General features: G+C 63.4%; 12 protein-coding genes and 2 pseudogenes. 3 read left to right on the forward strand and 11 right to left on the reverse strand.

The genetic code is table 11. From position 1 onward, the window contains the following. Positions 1-23: 23 nt before the first annotated feature. The 7 genes from IE243_RS17765 to IE243_RS17795 all read right to left on the reverse strand — a co-directional run bounded on the left by IE243_RS17765 (position 24) and on the right by IE243_RS17795 (position 6,156). The gene (locus tag IE243_RS17765) at positions 24-440 is read right to left on the reverse strand and encodes an EamA family transporter (protein ID WP_191320720.1); all 417 of its coding nucleotides are present in this window, start codon (positions 438-440) and stop codon (positions 24-26) included. Next, positions 437-1,576 (reverse strand): GNAT family N-acetyltransferase, encoded by a 1,140-nt coding sequence (locus tag IE243_RS17770; RefSeq protein ID WP_191320721.1) that lies wholly within the window; start codon positions 1,574-1,576, stop codon positions 437-439. Before IE243_RS17770 ends, IE243_RS17765 begins: the two co-directional genes overlap by 4 nt. Before the next feature lie 29 nt (positions 1,577-1,605). Continuing rightward, on the reverse strand, positions 1,606-2,496 hold the full coding sequence (locus IE243_RS17775; protein WP_191320722.1) for an alpha/beta hydrolase: 891 nt from the start codon (positions 2,494-2,496) through the stop codon (positions 1,606-1,608). A gap of 157 nt (positions 2,497-2,653) precedes the next feature. After that, complete coding sequence (locus tag IE243_RS17780) at positions 2,654-3,010, reverse strand: EamA family transporter (protein WP_191320723.1); 357 nt, start codon at positions 3,008-3,010, stop codon at positions 2,654-2,656. After that, the gene (locus IE243_RS17785) at positions 3,007-3,936 is read right to left on the reverse strand and encodes an arginase family protein (protein WP_191320724.1); all 930 of its coding nucleotides are present in this window, start codon (positions 3,934-3,936) and stop codon (positions 3,007-3,009) included. Before IE243_RS17785 ends, IE243_RS17780 begins: the two co-directional genes overlap by 4 nt. Before the next feature lie 12 nt (positions 3,937-3,948). Then, a complete protein-coding gene (locus IE243_RS17790; RefSeq protein WP_191320725.1) occupies positions 3,949-5,373 on the reverse strand; it encodes an aspartate aminotransferase family protein in 1,425 nt (474 codons plus the stop codon). 12 nt (positions 5,374-5,385) lie between these two features. Further along, entirely contained in the window at positions 5,386-6,156 is a 771-nt protein-coding gene (locus IE243_RS17795) for an HAD-IB family phosphatase (RefSeq protein WP_191320726.1), read from the reverse strand. Between the two features lie 367 nt (positions 6,157-6,523). On the opposite strand from IE243_RS17795, the pseudogene IE243_RS23565 reads away from it, so the two are divergent. The 3 genes and pseudogenes from IE243_RS23565 to IE243_RS17810 all read left to right on the forward strand — a co-directional run. Continuing rightward, positions 6,524-6,616, forward strand: a pseudogene (locus tag IE243_RS23565) (alpha/beta fold hydrolase); the annotation flags it as partial. Between the two features lie 358 nt (positions 6,617-6,974). Further along, positions 6,975-7,241, forward strand: a complete 267-nt coding sequence (locus IE243_RS17805; protein WP_191320727.1) for a con-10 family general stress protein — start codon at positions 6,975-6,977, stop codon at positions 7,239-7,241. 487 nt (positions 7,242-7,728) lie between these two features. Further along, complete coding sequence (locus IE243_RS17810; protein ID WP_191320728.1) at positions 7,729-8,820, forward strand: hypothetical protein; 1,092 nt, start codon at positions 7,729-7,731, stop codon at positions 8,818-8,820. 347 nt (positions 8,821-9,167) lie between these two features. Here the strand turns inward: IE243_RS17810 and IE243_RS23810 are convergent. The 4 genes and pseudogenes from IE243_RS23810 to IE243_RS17835 all read right to left on the reverse strand — a co-directional run bounded on the left by IE243_RS23810 (position 9,168) and on the right by IE243_RS17835 (position 16,632). Beyond that, positions 9,168-12,400: pseudogene (locus tag IE243_RS23810) on the reverse strand (efflux RND transporter permease subunit). Further along, complete coding sequence (locus IE243_RS17825) at positions 12,397-15,501, reverse strand: multidrug efflux RND transporter permease subunit (protein WP_191320730.1); 3,105 nt, start codon at positions 15,499-15,501, stop codon at positions 12,397-12,399. Before IE243_RS17825 ends, IE243_RS23810 begins: the two are co-directional and overlap by 4 nt. Positions 15,502-15,771: 270 nt before the next feature. Next, positions 15,772-16,242 (reverse strand): GNAT family N-acetyltransferase, encoded by a 471-nt coding sequence (locus IE243_RS17830; RefSeq protein ID WP_191320731.1) that lies wholly within the window; start codon positions 16,240-16,242, stop codon positions 15,772-15,774. 165 nt (positions 16,243-16,407) lie between these two features. After that, positions 16,408-16,632, reverse strand: a complete 225-nt coding sequence (locus tag IE243_RS17835; RefSeq protein ID WP_191320732.1) for a hypothetical protein — start codon at positions 16,630-16,632, stop codon at positions 16,408-16,410. Positions 16,633-16,866 lie beyond the last annotated feature (234 nt).

Genomic DNA, 16,866 nt, shown 5'->3' on the forward strand with positions numbered 1-16,866 from the left:
ACGCGCGGGGCAGAGCCGCTTGCTCAGTCAATGTTTTCGCCTCCCGCTTCCTCGCCATGGCCGAGCAGGACAACGCCTGACACGATCAGCGCCACGCCACAGGCCTGGGCCAGACTGATCCGCTCTCCCAGCACGGCCCATGCCAGCAACGGCACGGTGATATAAGTCATGCCGGTCATCGGAAAGGCGCGGCTGAGCGGCATGTTGCGCAGGATCGCCATCCAGACAAAAAACACGCTGACATAGCCGGCCACCGCCAGCCAGACTCCCGGAAGGGTGAGGGCGTGCAGCAACATGGCGGGCCCTGCGTCCATACCCGCGAGGCCATCGGCGCCCCATTTGAACGCCAGCTGCGCGCCGGTGTCGAGCAGGATGAACAGCAGCCAGATGACGCCCTGGCGCCAGCGATTGCCGGCGGCGCGTGCGGTTGCAACGTTCACGGCGTTCTCCCGTTGCGCAGGCTGGCGAGGTCGGGGTCGTGGCGGGCGAAATCCAGCCATGGCGCCAGGCGGCGCAACGCCCATCGCAGCGGCGCGCGGCGGTGACGCACGTAGAGAACCGAAGGCTCAAGCCGGCTGCCGAAGCGCAGCTTGGCCGCATAGGCGGTCTGGCCGGTTTGCAGCAGGCGCAGGCCACGCTCCAGACAGAAGCGCACATTGGTCATCCAGCTGACAGCATAGAGATTGTGGGCCCGCGCCAGCGGGTAACGCATGCCCAGAAACTTGTCGATGACCCGATCCCGCCCCACCAGCAGCAGGTTGAACGCGGCGAGTTCGTCATCCACCCGATAAAAAGCGAACACGGCCTGTTCGCCCAGCGCCCGGGAAACGGCGCCGAAATAGCCAGGGGGCAGGGTTTCCAGATCGCCATAGTCAAGGGCGCTCTGCTGCCGGGTCGACTCGTACAGGGCCTCGACCTCCGCTTCGCAGGCCGAAATGTCGGTGTGAAAGCTGATCTGCACGCCGGCGGCCGATTTCGCCAGTTTGCGACGGATGTCCTTGCGGGTGGCGGCGGAGAGGCCGGCAAGCCAGGCGTCTTCAGCGCCGGGCGACAGATCCAGCACGGCGACCGGCAGGCTGCCGATGCGGGCAAACCCGCCGGCGCCCAGGAGCGGCGCAAACTCCTTTTCGTCGGCCGCCGCCAGATCCTTCCAGCCCGAGACATGGGCTTCCCTGCGGTCTGCTTCGGCCGCCAGCGCGCCTGCGAGGGCGGCGAAAGCCGCTGCACGCCTGGCCGCGTCCAGATGCGGTGCAAAACCCAGATGGCAACGTTCGCCATAAGGCGAGCCGGCGCACAGGACGCGCAAGCGCAACAAGCCGGGAAACCGCCGGTGAACCGCATTGGCGAGCCCGCGCCAGCGGCCCTGCAGGGGGGTGTCCAGACGGTAGTCGAACCATAGCGCCGGCGCCACCGCGATGACTCCCGTCGCATCGGTCGCGCAAAGGGCGCCAACCCGCAGCCCGACGCCGGAGCGCTCCGCCATGGCCTCGCAGGCGCGATAATAGGCGTGGCTCTCCGGTTCGCCAGGCAGGCAGGCGTCCCAGGCTGCGGCGTTGACGCTGGCTATGCTGGACATGAACCAGCCACGCGGAGCGGACGGCGAAGTCATTCAGCTGCGCCCGCCAGACGGTAGCCGCGGTCGTCGGCGCTATCCGCAACGGCGAGGCGCAGGCGGCTGGCGCTGCGCCGGCGGCCGTCATCATTCGCGACGCGCCGGCCAAGCGCCAGGGTCCGGTCAACCAGCACGGACTGCTGCTGGTCAAGGGTGACCAGATGGTAACTGTTGTCGAGGATGACCGCGTCCACCAGACCGCCGAGCCGGCGCTGGATGTCGAACGCATTGGAGAGGCCGGAAATGTCGTCCTCACGGGCATGAACCACCAGGGCTGGACACCTGATCTCAGGCATCGCCCGCCAGGTTTCGTCCACCAGCCGCCAGAGTTCGCGAATGGCCCCGGAGGGGGTGCTGGCGAGGCCGGCCTCCTCGCTGGCGCCGCTGGTCATCGCCCGTTTGATCATGGCGCGGGTGCGCGGGTTCTTCACGCCATAAGGCTCGCGCTCGACAAAACTGAACCGGCGACCGAGGGGCGTGTTGATCAGCCAGCGCAGCAGAAACGCATAACGGGGGATTGCCCAACCGTCATAGCGCAGGGTGGGAGCGAACAGAGCGAGGCCATCGACCAGGTCAGGACGCTCCGCCGCGACGCGCATGGCGAGGATCGCGCCCATGGACAGACCGCCAACAATGACGGTGGCGCAACTGCCGCGCAAATCCGCGAGCGCCGCCAGCACGCTGGTTTCCCAGTCGCGCCAGGTCGTTGCCAGCAGGTCGGCCTCGTCGCCGCAATGGCCGGCGAGTTGCGGGCAGTGCACCGTATGCCCGGCGCGATTCAGCGCGCGAGCCACAGGCCGCAACTCCACTGGCGTGCCGCCCAGCCCATGAATCAGCAAAAAACCCGTGCGATCGCCAGCGTAGCGCAGACTGAAGTCGGTCATGCCATGTCTCCCGCCATGTTTCTCGCCAGATTTCTCGCCATGTCTCTTGCGGTGTCTCTCGCCACGTTTCCTGGCGCTCCCGCGGACCAGTCCGGCGCGCTGGCGGCGGCGGCCGCATCAAGGCGTGTGTCGCGCATCCGCGCCTCCGTGGAATGCTTCATGCCCCGCGCGCCACGACGATGACGCCGGCTGTCACCAGCACGGCGCCCAGCCACTGACGGCGGTTCACCTTCTCCCCGAGCAGCAGCACGCTGCCGAGGGTGATGGCGAGAAAGTTCAGGCTGGCGATGGGAAAGGCGACGGACAGGGGCGTTTCAGCCAGAATCCGTAGCCAGATAAAGATTTCGGCCGTGTAGACCAGCACGCCGGCCATGACCCAGCCGGAGTGCAGCAGCGGCCAGACCATCGCCGCTCCCGGGGCGTCGTCCGGCAGCGCGTCGGCGCCGCGTTTGAAGCAGATCTGACCGGCGACGTCGGCCAGCACCGACAGGGCGAACCAGAGGGCCAGCATCATGGGAGCGCCTCTTCCAGACAGTCGATGAGCGTCGCGTTGACGCGCGCATTGATGGCGAGCGCCTGCGGCGTCGGCTGGACGCCGCGCGGATGGTCGAAAAATCCGAGCATGAAGCGGAATGGGTCTGTGAACCGCGGCGCCGACCAGTCGCCGCAGACGTCGACGCCAATGATCCGGCGCGCCGCAGCAAGCCGCCGGATCGCCTCCAGCAGATGCGACAGCGGCAACGCCCCCTGGTCCCAGTTGGTGAAGGCGTCGGACGGGGCCAGCACGTCCTTGTCGATGCTCAGCCAGACCGCTCCCGCCGGCAGGCCGGCGATCATGCCGTCCAGAAAGCTCCCCCAGTTTTCGTCCGCGAGCTGGCGCCAGTGCAGCAGCCGGTCCTGCTGACGAAAGCTGGCGCAGTCGCCATAGCGGCCGCGCACCCGCGATGGCGCGTGACGCCAGGGGTACAGGTCAATGCGTCCCGCCGCGACGGCGTCCAGATTGGCGAACCCCAGCTCCGGCCGCGCCAGATCTACGCTGCTCACCCCGATGCTCACCACCTTGCGAACCTGCGGGTTCTCCAGGGCCCGGTTGACCCAGGCCCCGCAGTTCACCGTCGCCGGAAACGCGGTCCAGTCGGGGTGATTGTCAAAATGCACCACTGTCACGGGTTCGCTGACGCGCTGCAGCAGCATGGCGGCGACATGGTGAAAGTCGCCCGACCCATAAAACCAGGCCGGAGCGCCCGCGCTGGCGGTTGCTTCGGTCGCCGCCAGCCGGCGCATCAGCGCCGCCTGGGCGTCGCGGCTGGCGACGATGCGCAGCCGCGACGCCAGATCCCGGGCGTCGACGCGGATGGCGCGACCATCGTCCAGCCGCGCGCGCACCGCGTCCTGGCCGGCGACCGAACCGTCAAGATCAATGATGCGCAGGCTGACCATGGCGCGATCCGCTCAGGCCTGCGCGACGCGCGCGAACAGCTGGTCGAGCAGCCTGATGGCGAGGTCGATTTCAGCGTGGCTCATGGTCAGCGCAGGCGCGAGCGTAATGACGTTCTTGTAGTAGCCGCCAATATCGAGCACCAAGCCATAACGCTGGCCGTCCGCCTCCAGATCCGCCTTCATGCCCTCGTCGCACATCAGGTCGACCAGTCGCTTTGACGGCGTGTAGCTGTCGTGCGGCTCACAGATTTCGATGTGAAGGGCCATGCCGAGACCGTCAACCTCGCCGACGATGCGATGGCGGCGTTTCAGTTCTTTCAACCCTTCGAGGAAGTAGGCCCCCTTGGCGGCGACCATGGTCTCATAGTCGTCCTCCTGCATCATCTTCATCGCCTCCAGCGCCACGGCGGTGCCGAGCGGGTTGGCGTTGAAGGTGGAGTGGGTGGAGCCGGGCGGGAAAACCCCGGGGTTGATCAGTTCTTCGCGCGCCCAGACGCCGGACAGCGGATTGAGGCCGTTGGTCAGCGCCTTGCCGAAGACGATGACATCCGGCTCGACGCCGAAATGCTCGATCGACCACAATTTTCCGGTGCGATAGAAACCCATCTGGATTTCATCCACGACGAGCAGGACGCCGTGTTCGTCCAGCACCTTCTTCAGGCCCGTGAAGAAGTTCGGTGGCGGGATGACGTAGCCGCCGGTGCCTTGCAGCGGCTCCACATAAAAGGCGGCGTATTCGGCTTCGCCCACCTTGGGGTCCCAAACGCCGTTATATTCGCTCTCGAACAGACGGGCGAACTGCTGCACGCAGTGCTCGCCGTACTCCTCCTTGCTCATGCCCTTCGGCCCGCGGAAATGGTAGGGAAAGGGAATGAAATGCGCGCGCTCGCCGAAATGGCCGTAGCGGCGCCGGTAGCGATAGGATGAGGTGATGGCCGAGGCGCCGAGCGTGCGCCCGTGATAACCGCCCTCGAAGGCGAACATCAGGCTTTTGCCCTTCGAGGCGTTGCGCACCAGCTTGAGCGAATCCTCCACCGCCTGGGCGCCGCCGACATTGAAGTGCACGCGGCCCTTGTGGCCGAATTTGCGCTGGGCGTCCTGGGCGATCATCGCCGCCAGTTCGATCTTCTCCCGATGCAGATACTGGCTCGCCACCTGTGGCAGGGCGTCGATCTGGCGCTTCAGGGCGTTGTCGAGACGTGGATTGCGGTAGCCGAAATTGACCGCCGAGTACCACATCTGCAGATCGAGAAAGCGGTTGCCCGCCGCGTCGAACATGAAGGAGCCGTCGCAGCCCGAGAAGATCTTCGGATGCTCGGTATAGTGCACGGTGTCGCCCCACGAGCACCATTCAGCCTCCAGCGCCAGCAGGCGCCGCTCTTCGTCGGCAAGCAAGGAGAGGCTTTCGCCAGTTGCGCGGGCGTGTCGGTTGTCCATGAATCTGGTCCTTCAGGAAAGCTGGCAGCCGGCTGCACGGGTCCGGACCCGGGGCGCAACGGCGTGCGTATTCAGGGCAGGTTGTGTGAATGCGGATTGCGAGGCGACATTCCGGACGGCCGGCTTGCGTGGCGCGAACAGGCCGCCAGCTTCAAACAACGCCGTCAGCAGTCCTGTTGCTTCCGCCAGGTCGCGGAAGGGAAGGTGCGGCGCGGCGTTGTCCTCGCAGTGGGAAATGAGACTGTTTTTGGCGAGGACGAATCCCGCCTGGCCGGCGAGGCAGAAATCAGAGCGGCCATCGCCGATGAGGATGGCCGAGGACAGGCCAACGGCGCCGGCGACTCCGCATTTGCAGGTGCCGCTGACGCAGGAGGCCGCGGCGTGCGGCGAACTCAACCGCCAGCGATCGCCATGCAGATGCTCCAGCCTGTTGGCGAAAACTGGCAGGCCGTGAACGCCATGGCGTCGGAGCAGGGCGTGAATGGTGCGGTCGAGACCATCAGAGACGATGGTTGCCGGAATGCCGTTGCGCCGGCACAAGGCCAGCAGGCTGGAAAAACCCGGATCAAGCGCCAGTTCCGACACGAAAGCGTCAAACGCCTCAGGCGTCGCCCTCAGCAGCCCGATCTGACGGGCCATGCATTCCCGCGAGCCGATCCGGCCGGCGATCCAGTCCGCCTCGATGTCTTCCCAACCGGGCAGGGCAAAGCGTTGCAAAACCCGGTCCGTCGTGTCCTCACACGAGATGGTGCCGTCGAAATCGATAATGAGATGCCACTGCATGAAGCGATCCGTCTGATTGGTCGCCTCACAACAGCAATTCACATGCCAATTAGTTCATCATTGAAATATAACGGTAATTTTAAAAGCGCACCCTGATGGGCACCCCAAATCCGGGAGGAAGCTACATTTTCTGTAGCTTGAGGGCGCCTTTGCAAACTCTCACCGGTCGTATGACAGCGGGCGGCGGCGCTTCCCCGAAAGACGGGGGAAGAGGATTTCAAGACTGCGTCCCTATGGGGCGACGGCTGTCGTCTCATCGCGCGCGCCGGTTTTACACGTCGCCTTCTCATCCGGAGACCATGCATGGCTGACCGGAAACCGCGCCCCGCTATCGATCCGGGCCGTCACCATCAAAGGAGGGGTTGTCATGGCGTTTGCCACAACAAAGGACGGGACGGACATCTACAAGGATTGGGGGCCGAGGGACGCGCAGCCGATCCACTTTCACCACGGCTGGCCGCTGCGCTTCATGCCGGTCCCCGGAGCAGGGCCAGATCTAATATCAAGCGGACGACATCCCGACAGGTATGCTGCCGACGCCCTGGCGGGTCGCCGGGCATTAGACCCCTGCCTGGAACACGGCGTCAGAGACGCCAGCATTTACGAATGCAAGGCCCGACTGGATGGAGCGGAGCCTCTCGCTCGCGGTCGTCCCTCAAGCTGAGGCCTGCAAAGAAATCGCGGAACACATCTACCATGCCCATACCTCAATAGACGTACTTCGATAGCTCAATCGATCTCGTCGCTAGCGACGATGGACATGATTGGAGGGCATTCTAGAACTGGGACATATCAATCACAATTTTGTGAGATACGTCATGACCGCTCACCCAAAGACACCCAGGGGTTTTGCAGCAATGGACCCGGAACGGGTCAAAGCCATTGCCAGCATGGGCGGGAAAAGCGTCCCAAAGGAAAAGAGGGCATTTTCTTCTCGCCCCGATATTGCGGCGGCAGCTGGCCGCAAGGGCGGGCGGAATGTCGACGCTGTATCCCGGTCGTTGTCCCAGGTCCGGGCGTTAGCCTCTTCCGCTGCCGGAAAAGCCGATCTACGCACGGCTCCCGACACGGATGCCGGGAACTGAGGTGACGTGCGGTGGCCGCTCACATGATGCCCTGACACGGCGGAAACGCCCAGCGTCGAAGAGCGGGATGACCCTGCCCCTCCTTACCGCCAGCACTCCATCCGCTCCGAAACTCAACCGACCGCTGCTCCGGACCTCTCGTTATCTCGCGCCCGCCAAACTGGAAACGAGCGGCGTGCAGCGCCCCCGTTGCAGAGGAAGCCGCAACAAGATGTTGCATGATTGAAGGGAGGAGCCCTTGGTGAGTACGGCAAGGTCGCGGCGACCACCTACCCAGACGAGTGCTGTTCTGCGCCCCGTTTTTCTCGTGCTCCGTTCGCGTGAGGATCACGACTGCAAGACAGAGGAAGGGATGTTGGAGATACGTGACCGGCAGATAGACCTGGGATGGGCTGAACATCCGGGCCGGGCCGCCCGGCAAGCAGGCGCTGCCACCAGCACAGCGGCCTCCTGATTTCTGGCTGGATTCTCATACGGGAGGGCAGAGATGGATATCGCGGTGCTGACCGCTGTTGTGGCCATCTGGTCTCTGATCCAGGGAGCCGTCCTGCTTTCAAGGTGGAATTCATTTCCAGACGCTCCCGATTTGTGGTGGTCGGGAGTCGGGATTGTACTTGTTGGTCTTGGTTCGGGATTATTCGCGGCCAGATACTTTGGATTGTCGTATATTTTGGCAAGCTTTTTCGCGAATATGATTGTACTGACCGGGCTCTCATTCATGGTCCAGGGCGTCCGATCGTTTGATGGCTTCGCAGCGCGGCCCATTTTGCTCGTCGGCCCTGCGCTATTGTGGGCTTTAGCTTCCTCCAGCCCTGCTTTCCGGGCCAGCCACTTCGCCGGGCTATGGTTGTTTTGTCCCCTTGCTGTGGCCCTTTCATCTATCCCGATCATCCAACTCGCCCGGGGAGGATTGCAACTGAGAGCACACAGGATGCTCCTCGGACTCTGGATGCTGATCGCGGGGGCGATGGCCAGCAAGATCATCGACGCCCCCTCAGTTGTCCCGGGCCTTGTCGATCGTTTCGCATTCTCCGCCTGGCACCTCGTGTTTCTGATCTTGTCCGTGATAGCGGTCGCCGCACTCGGTTATGTAAACCTTGCGTTAGCCAATTCGCTGGAAACAGTAGACGCCATCGCCCGGGCACTTGAATCCCGGTTAGGGGCCTTGTGCGGACCGACAAGGAAGCTTCAGACGGGTCCAATTTGCGAGCCGCAATTTATATGGTCTTTGAGGCTCGATCGGCTCGTCGTGAGCCAGGGCCCGCGCAACAACCTGATCGACAGCGTCATCGACGAAATCGCATCAGCGATATCTGACGAATGCCCCGGGATTATTCACATTCAAAGACTTGGATTCGATAGAATTATTTGGATCACAACGTTAAGAACAGAAAATTATGTCGGTAAACTATCTGCTCTGGTAGCACATATTAACGCAATAATTTTAGATCCGAAGTTTCCCTGTATGAATTTGACCTGTGGTGCGACCCGTCTCCGGAATGACGATTTGCCCGGAGCAGCGGCTTCCGCCGATTTACATGCCGCGCTGCTTCGGGCGCGTTACGGCGGAGGCGACTGAGCTCAAGTTTCACTCCCGGCGACGCGGATCGGTAGAATGCTGCCTTGTCGATGCCGGCAATACGGTTGTGGTCGTCGAACACCACATGCGGGCTATCTCACAAATTGACTGGGTTATTGATCGCCGAGCGCGGGAGAAGCAGGTGGCCGCATCATCGCAAGAGGTCCCTCAGGAATTCGCCGAGGCGGAAGGAAGCCTGACTGCACCCTATCCCAAAGCGCATATGCTTCCAGCATCAAGGCATGACAGATCGAACTTTAAACCGGAACAGGATCCGGGGAAACTCAGACGCCCGCAGCCCCAAATCCAAGGACAACCTCGGAGGAGGGTGATCCGCACCACTCAAATCAGTGTGACGCATGCTCCTGTGGGGCAGACGATGAGCCAGGGCGCCGCATGCGGAGGAACCGGAGGCGAAGCCGCTCAACGTACAGGTAGATCACCGGCGTCGTGTAGAGGGTGAGGATCTGGCTGAGAACCAGGCCGCCGACAATGGCGATGCCGAGCGGCTTCCGAAGTTCGCTGCCTTCTCCAGAACCAATCACGAGGGGCAGGGCGCCGAGCAGGGCCGCCATGGTTGTCATCATGATGGGGCGGAAGCGGAGCAGGCAGGCCTCCCGTATGGCGTCGATGGCCGGCAGGTCGCGCGTCCGCTGCGCGTCCAGGGCGAAGTCGATCATCATGATGGCGTTCTTCTTGACGATCCCGATCAGCAGGATCACGCCGATCAGCGCCATGATGCTGAACTCCACCTGAAACAGCATGAGCGCCAGCAGGGCCCCGACGCCCGCCGCCGGCAGAGTGGAAAGAATGGTCAACGGATGCAGGTAGCTTTCATAAAGCACGCCGAGCACCAGATAGATGGTCACGAGCGCCGCCAGGATGAGCCAGGGTTGATTGCGGAGCGAATCCTGGAATGCCCGCGCCGTCCCCTGATACGAACCGCGGATGGTCGCCGGCGCGCCAATCCGGCTCATGGCGGCTTCGATGGATGCGACAGCCGTGCTTAACGCCACGCCCGGCGGCAGGTTGAACGAAATGGTGTTGGCGACAAGCAGGCCCTGGTGGTTGACGGACAGTGGCGTCGCGCCCTGTCCGAACCGGGCCAGCGTCGCGAGCGGAATCATGGTCTCGGCCGCCGTGCTGACTGCTGCGCCTGTCGAAGCCGCGACCTTGCCGGTGGCGCCGATTGAATTGGTCGCGAGATTGCGGGCGGCGTCTGTCGACGGCGTGTTCACGGCCGTTGACCGGGCTCCAGGGGAGGCTTTCACCGTCACCGTGCCGGCCACCGCATTGGTCGCCTGTGAGCCGCGGACAAAGCCGCCGCCCGTGCTGATGAAGATCTGCTTCAGCGTTTCCGGATTTTGCCAGAAGCGCGGCGCCACTTCCATGACCACGTGATACTGGTTCCGCGCGGCGTAAATCGTTGAAACCTGGCGCTGGCCGAAGGCGTCATAAAGCGTGTTGTTGATCTGCGAGACACTGACGCCAAGACGTGCGGCGGCGTCGCGATCTATGGTGACAGTGGTTTCCAGGCCCATATTCTGCTGGTCGCTGTTGACGTCGGCCAACGTTGGCAAGGCGCGCAGCGCGGCCGTGATCCTGGGGCCCCATTCAGCCAGATCTTCGAGGGTGGAGCCCTGCAAGGTGTACTGATACTGGGCGTTGCCAGCCCGGCCGCCGACGCGGATGTCCTGGACCGCCTGCAGGAACAGCGAGGCGCCCGGAACGCCAAAGAACTTCCGGCGCAACCGTGCGATCACCTCATCAGCGGAGACGGAGCGCCCGGATAGCGGCTTCAGCGAAACGAAGACATTGCCGGCGTTGGTCTGGCCGCTGCCGGTGAAGCCAACCACCGTGTCGACGGCGGGATCAGCCTTGATGATCGCCACGAACTGCGCCAGCTTCCGCTGCATGAGCTGGAACGAGATGCTCTGGTCGGCCTGAATGACGCCGACGAGCCGGCCCGTGTCCTGTTGCGGAAAGAAGCCTTTCGGGATCACGTCATAGAGATAGCCGTTCAGGCCCAGCACAGCGGCGAACACCAGCATCACGGCGCCAGGGTGGTCTAGCGCCACCGCCAGCGACCGGCGGTAACCCGCGAGCATCCAGCCAAACACCCGCTCGCTGGCGCGATAGAGCCGGCCGTGGCTGGTGTCCGGGCTCTTGCGCAGCAGCACGGCGCACATCATCGGCGTTGTTGTCAGGGACACCAGCAGCGAGATCAGGATCGCCAGCGACGTCGTCATGGCGAATTCCCGGAACAGACGCCCCACGATGCCGCCCATCAGCAGGATGGGAATGAACACGGCCACCAGCGAAACGCTCATCGAGAGCACGGTGAAGCCAACTTCGCCCGCGCCCCTGAGCGCGGCCTGGCGCGGCTCCATGCCGTCCTCGATATGGCGCGTGATGTTCTCCAGCACCACGATGCAATCATCGACGACGAAACCGGTGGCGACCGTCAGCGCCATCAGCGACAGGTTGTTGAGGCTGTACCCCATCATGTACATGGCGGCGAACGTGGCGATCAGCGACACCGAGACCGCGACAACCGGCGCCAGCGTCATGCGCCAGCCGCGCAGGAAGGCGAAAACGACGGCGATCACCAGCAGGATGGCGATGATGAGGGTGTACTCCACGTCCTGAAGCGAGGCGCGGATCGTCGTCGACCGGTCGATGGCCGGTTGCAGCTCAATGGTGGGCGAGATGGAGGCCCGGAGTTCCGGCAACAGCGCCTTCACCCGGTCGACCACCCCGATGATATTGGCGTTGGGCTGGCGGAACAGCACCACCGCCACGGCCGGCTTGCCGTTCGCCAGACCGGCGTTGCGCAGGTTCTCGGTGGCGTCGATGACCTCTCCCACATCAGAAAGCCGCACAGGTCCGCCGTTGCGCCAGGCGATGGTCAGGGATTTGTACTGTTCGGCCCTGTCGGCCTGGTCGTTGGCGTAAATCTGGTAGCGCCGTTCGCCGACGTCGATGGCTCCCTTCGGGCTGTGGGCGTTGGCGCTGGCGATCGCGGCCCGCACATCCTCGAGGCCGACGCCGTATTTGTTGAGCGCCAGCGGATTGAGCTCGACGCGAACGGCGGGGAGCGAACTGCCGCCGACGATGACCTCACCGACGCCCTCCACTTGCGACAGCTTCTGGGCCAGCACCGTCGAGGCGGCGTCGTACATCTCGCCGCGCGTCTTCACGTCGGAGGTCAGCGTCAGGATCAGCACCGGCGCATCGGCCGGATTGACCTTGCGGTAGGTCGGATTGGCCCGCAGGCTCGACGGCAGATCGGCGCGCGCGGCGTTGATGGCGGCCTGCACGTCGCGGGCGGCGCCGTCGATATCTCCGTGACGTCGGCGATCTGACCGAGGTGACGTTCAAGCGGGCTGGCGACCGTGGTCGCGACGTCTTCAGGGCTTCCGCCGGGAAGTCTGGCCTGCACCGAGACTGTCGGGAAATCGACCTGCGGCAGGGGCGAGACCGGCAACTGGAAAAAGGCGACGCCGCCGGCCGCCGCAAGCCAGGCGGTGAGCAGGGTGGTCGCCACGGGGCGGCGGATGAAGATACGCGACAGGTTCATGGCCCGGAAGTCTCCGGCCGGGATGCCTCTGCCCCCGCGATCTTTGCTCCCGCAACCCCTGTCCCCCGTCCGCCCGCCATGGGCGACGCGTCCGGCGTATTCCAGCGGAAGCGCGTCGCCAGACGGTCGAACCACAGATAGATGACCGGCGTCGTGAACAGGGTCAGCAACTGGCTGACGAGCAGGCCGCCGACGATGGCGACGCCCAGGGGCCGTCGAAGTTCGGCGCCCGCGCCGCCCGCCAGCATCAGCGGCAGGGCGCCGAGCACCGCGGCCATCGTCGTCATCAGGATGGGGCGGAAGCGCAACAGGCAGGCCTGGTAGATCGCCTCGCGCGACGTCTTGCCCTCGCTGCGCTCGGCCTCCAGGGCGAAGTCGATCATCATGATCGCGTTTTTCTTGACGATGCCGATCAGCAGGATGACGCCGATAATGGCGATGATCGTCAGTTCCTCTCCGGCAAGCATCAACGCCAGCAGGGCCCCGATGCCGGCGGACGGCAGGGTGGAGAGGATGGTCAGAGGATGAATGAAGCTTTCATAGAGCACGCCCAGGACAATGTAGACCGTCACGATCGCCGCGAGGATCAGCAGGATCTGGTTCGACAACGACGCCTGGAAAGCCTGCGCCGCGCCAAGAAAGACGGCGGTCGTGCTGGCTGGAAGGCCAACGCGGGCCTGGGCTTCCCGGATGGCCGCGACCGCCTCGCCGATCGATGCGCCAGGGGCAAGGTTGAATGAAATGGTCGCCGACGGAAACTGGCCGAGGTGCGAAACCAGCAGCGGCGCGGTTTCCTCCCGGACCCTGGCGACCACCGACAGCGGCACCGGGCCGCCGCCGACAGATGACGGCAGATAAATCGATGACAGCGACTGCAGCGAGGTCTGCAACCGCGGGTCAGCCTCCAGGATGACCCGGTACTGGTTCGATGTCGTGAAAATCGTTGAGACGATGCGCTGCCCGAAGGAATCGTAAAGCGCGTTGTCGATGGTGGCGGGGGTGATGCCAAAGCGGGCGGCCTTGTCGCGATCAATGTCGACGAAAACCGCGAGCCCATGGCTGGCGATGTCACTGGCCACTTCAGCGAGTTGCGGCAATTGCGACAGGCGGTCGACGAGTTTCGGCGTCCATTCGGCGAGCCGGGCGGCGTCGGCGTCCTGCAGCACGAACTGGTACTGCATCCGGCTTACGGTTCCCTCGACCGTCAGGTCCTGCACCGGCTGCATGTAGAGCGTGACGCCCGGGAGGGCGCGCGTGCGCTCGCGCAGGCGCTCCATGACCATGGAGACGTCCGAATCGCGCTGCCCGTGCGGCTTCAGATTGATCAGCAGACGGCCGCTGTTGAGCGTGCTGTTGGTTCCGTCGATCCCGATGAACGATGACAGGCTCTGGACATCGGGGTCTTTCAGGATCTCGCTGGCGAGCGCCTGCTGTCGGGAAGCCATGGCGGCGTATGAGGTCGATTGCGAGGCCTCGGATATCGCCTGGATGACGCCAGTGTCCTGCAGCGGGAAAAAGCCCTTCGGAATGACCACGTAAAGCGCCGCGGTAAGCCCAAAGGTCGCGAGGGCGACCAGCAGCGTCAGGGTCTGCCGCTCAAGCACCCGGTCCAGCATCCGGGCGTAACCCGCCACCAGCCTGTCAAACGCCTCGCGGCTCAGACGCTGGAAACGACCTTCCGTGGTTTCCTGAACCGGCTTCAGCAATTTGGCGCAGGCCATCGGGGCCAGCGTCAGGGCGACGATGGCGGAGATCAGGATTGTCAGGGCGAGGGTGATCGCGAATTCACGGAACAGCCGGCCGACCACATCGCCCATGAACAGCAGCGGTATCAGCACCGCGATGAGCGACACCGTCAGCGAAATGATGGTGAAGCCGATCTGTCTGGAGCCGCGCAGGGCCGCCTCTTGCGGCGCATATCCCTCCTCGATGTAACGCGAGATGTTTTCGATGACGACAATGGCGTCGTCGACCACGAAGCCGGTGGCGATGGTCAGCGCCATCAGCGTCAGGTTGTTGAGGCTGAAGCCCAGCAGATACATGATCCCCAGCGCGCCAACGAGCGAGAGGGGGACCGACAGGCTCGGGATCAGGGTCGCGCGCGGGCTGCGCAGGAAAACAAAGATCACCAGCACGACAAGGACCACGGCGAGCGCCAGCTCATATTCCACGTCGCGAACCGAGGCGCGAATGGTCATGGTGCGGTCGGTGAGCACGGTCATGTCAACGGCCGACGGCAACGCTGCGCGCAACTGCGGCAGCAGCGCCTTCACCCCATCGACCACTGCGATGACATTCGCGCCTGGCTGACGCTGGATATTCAGGATCACCGCCGGAGTGGCGTTCATCCATGCGCCCAGACGGTCGTTTTCCGCACCGTCGACGACGGCTCCCACATCGGAGAGCCGGACCGGCGAGCCATTCCGGTAGGCGACAACCAGTCCCCGGTAACCGCTGGCGGCGCGGATCTGGTCATTGGCGTTAATGGTGGAGGCGCGCATCGGGCCGTCAAAGCCACCCTTGGGCGTATTGACGTTGGCGTTGCCCAGAGTGGTGCGAAGATCGTCTATGTTCAGGCCATAAGCGGCGAGCTTGCGGATATCGGCCTGAATGCGGACGGCGGGGCGCTGGCCGCCGCTGATGCTGACAAGGCCGACGCCAGGGAGCTGGGAGATTTTCTGCGCCAGCCGCGTATTGGCGATGTCCTGCACCTGCGTCAGCGGCATGGTCGCCGACGTCAGACCCAGCGTCAGGATTGGCGCGTCGGCCGGGTTGACCTTCGCATAGACAGGCGGCGCCGGCAGGTCGGCCGGCAACAGGTTGCCAGCCGCGTTGATCGCCGCCTGCACCTCCTGTTCCGCCACATCGAGCGAGATGTTCAGTCCAAATTGCAGGGTAATGACCGAGGAGCCGCCGGAGCTGACCGAACTCATCTGGTTCAGGTTCGGCATCTGTCCGAACTGCACTTCCAGCGGCGCCGTAACCGATGAGGTCATGACGTCGGGGCTTGCCCCCGGATAAAACGTCTGGACCTGGATGGTCGGATAGTCGACTTCGGGCAGGGCCGCCACCGGCAGAATGGGCCACCTGCCTGCTGCCATCGCGCACTGACAATTAAGGCCCCGAAAGAGTTTTTTTCATCCCGCGGATGGGCGCAACGGCAGCATTTTATTCAGCGCCCTTGGGGCGTCTCCGGTGGGTCCTCTTGATGAGGGCCATGGATCACCGAGAGTTCCGCAGTTTCTGAGATGCCCCTATCATTGATAAGCGTAGCAAGCCTAATCGTGCCTGGAGCTATGCTTGCCTGCCATCCCCGCTCTCAAAGCCTGCTACGGACGGCGGCAGGCCACCTTTGACACATGACAGAAGTCTTATCCGAGGCGCTTTCGCATTATAGAGAACTGCTTGCCGCCTTCATCGAATGTCTCGACCGTTTTCCACCCCAAGCTGGCAAAAAGGCCCGAGGCATTTGAAGTGTATAGCGACAGCTGATGGATGCAGTTGGCAGCGGCGAAGGCCTCCAGTTCTTCTACCAGCTGACGCCCATATCCAGCGCCGCGAAATTCTGGATCAACATAGAGCCCAGCAAGCCACGGATTTAGCTCAGGCCTCCCTTCGATGTCGTCCAGACAAAGAGCTATCATACCAGCGGGCCTGGAAGCGGCGAGCAGGACAAGCACCGTTGGAAGATGCCCGGTTCCTCTCGCGCAATCTCTCTCGCGCGCAATCAAGCCGGCTCGCGGCTCTGGCCCATCTTTGAAGAATGCTTCCCACCGCCACGCACCAGTCGTATCGGCCAATTCGGGTTTGTCCCTAAGATTCACGATGTGCGCAGTTGTCACGGTGCCTCCGAACTGGACGAACCAATGAGATTGGACCATCCTGCACCCCAATTGAACCCCAACCCACTGAGCAGTTGCAGTAGCGAACTCAAAGACCTTGGCATCGGGCGGCTTCCGCCGGCCGCTCGTGGTCAAAAGAAGCCCCGCCGAAGCGGGGCTTGATGCTCATGCTGCGATATCTTCCGGGGACACTACCATGCTCTGGGCCTGATCTGTCAGCTCGAGAACATCATTTCCGGAGCCAACCTCCCTGCCATTGAGGTATAAGATTGCCCGGCCATCGGGATAGGCATGGACCTCGAAAAGGTCCGGATAGCGCTCCGCCCATATGATACGTACGGTCTGCCCATCCTTCCCATCGCGCGCGAAGCTATTCCAAAACAAACGCATATAAGCCTCCTTAAGCTGATACACACCCCTTTCGGACGCCATGGAATTTGGTGAACGTCGGTACGGCATCAACTGGGCCACAAAAATTTTATGGACAGGAGCGCCAATAGCTCCCGTCGGAAAATGTCAAAATAGTTCTGGAACAAAATGTGGTTTCGTTTGTAGGGAGGGCAACCCGGCACTGCCGGCGTTCCAGCGCCGGGTCTGACTGTGCCAATTTCGGGGGGGGGGGGG

The sequence above is a fragment of the Camelimonas fluminis genome (assembly GCF_014656355.1).
GTDB lineage: Bacteria > Pseudomonadota > Alphaproteobacteria > Rhizobiales > Beijerinckiaceae > Camelimonas > Camelimonas fluminis.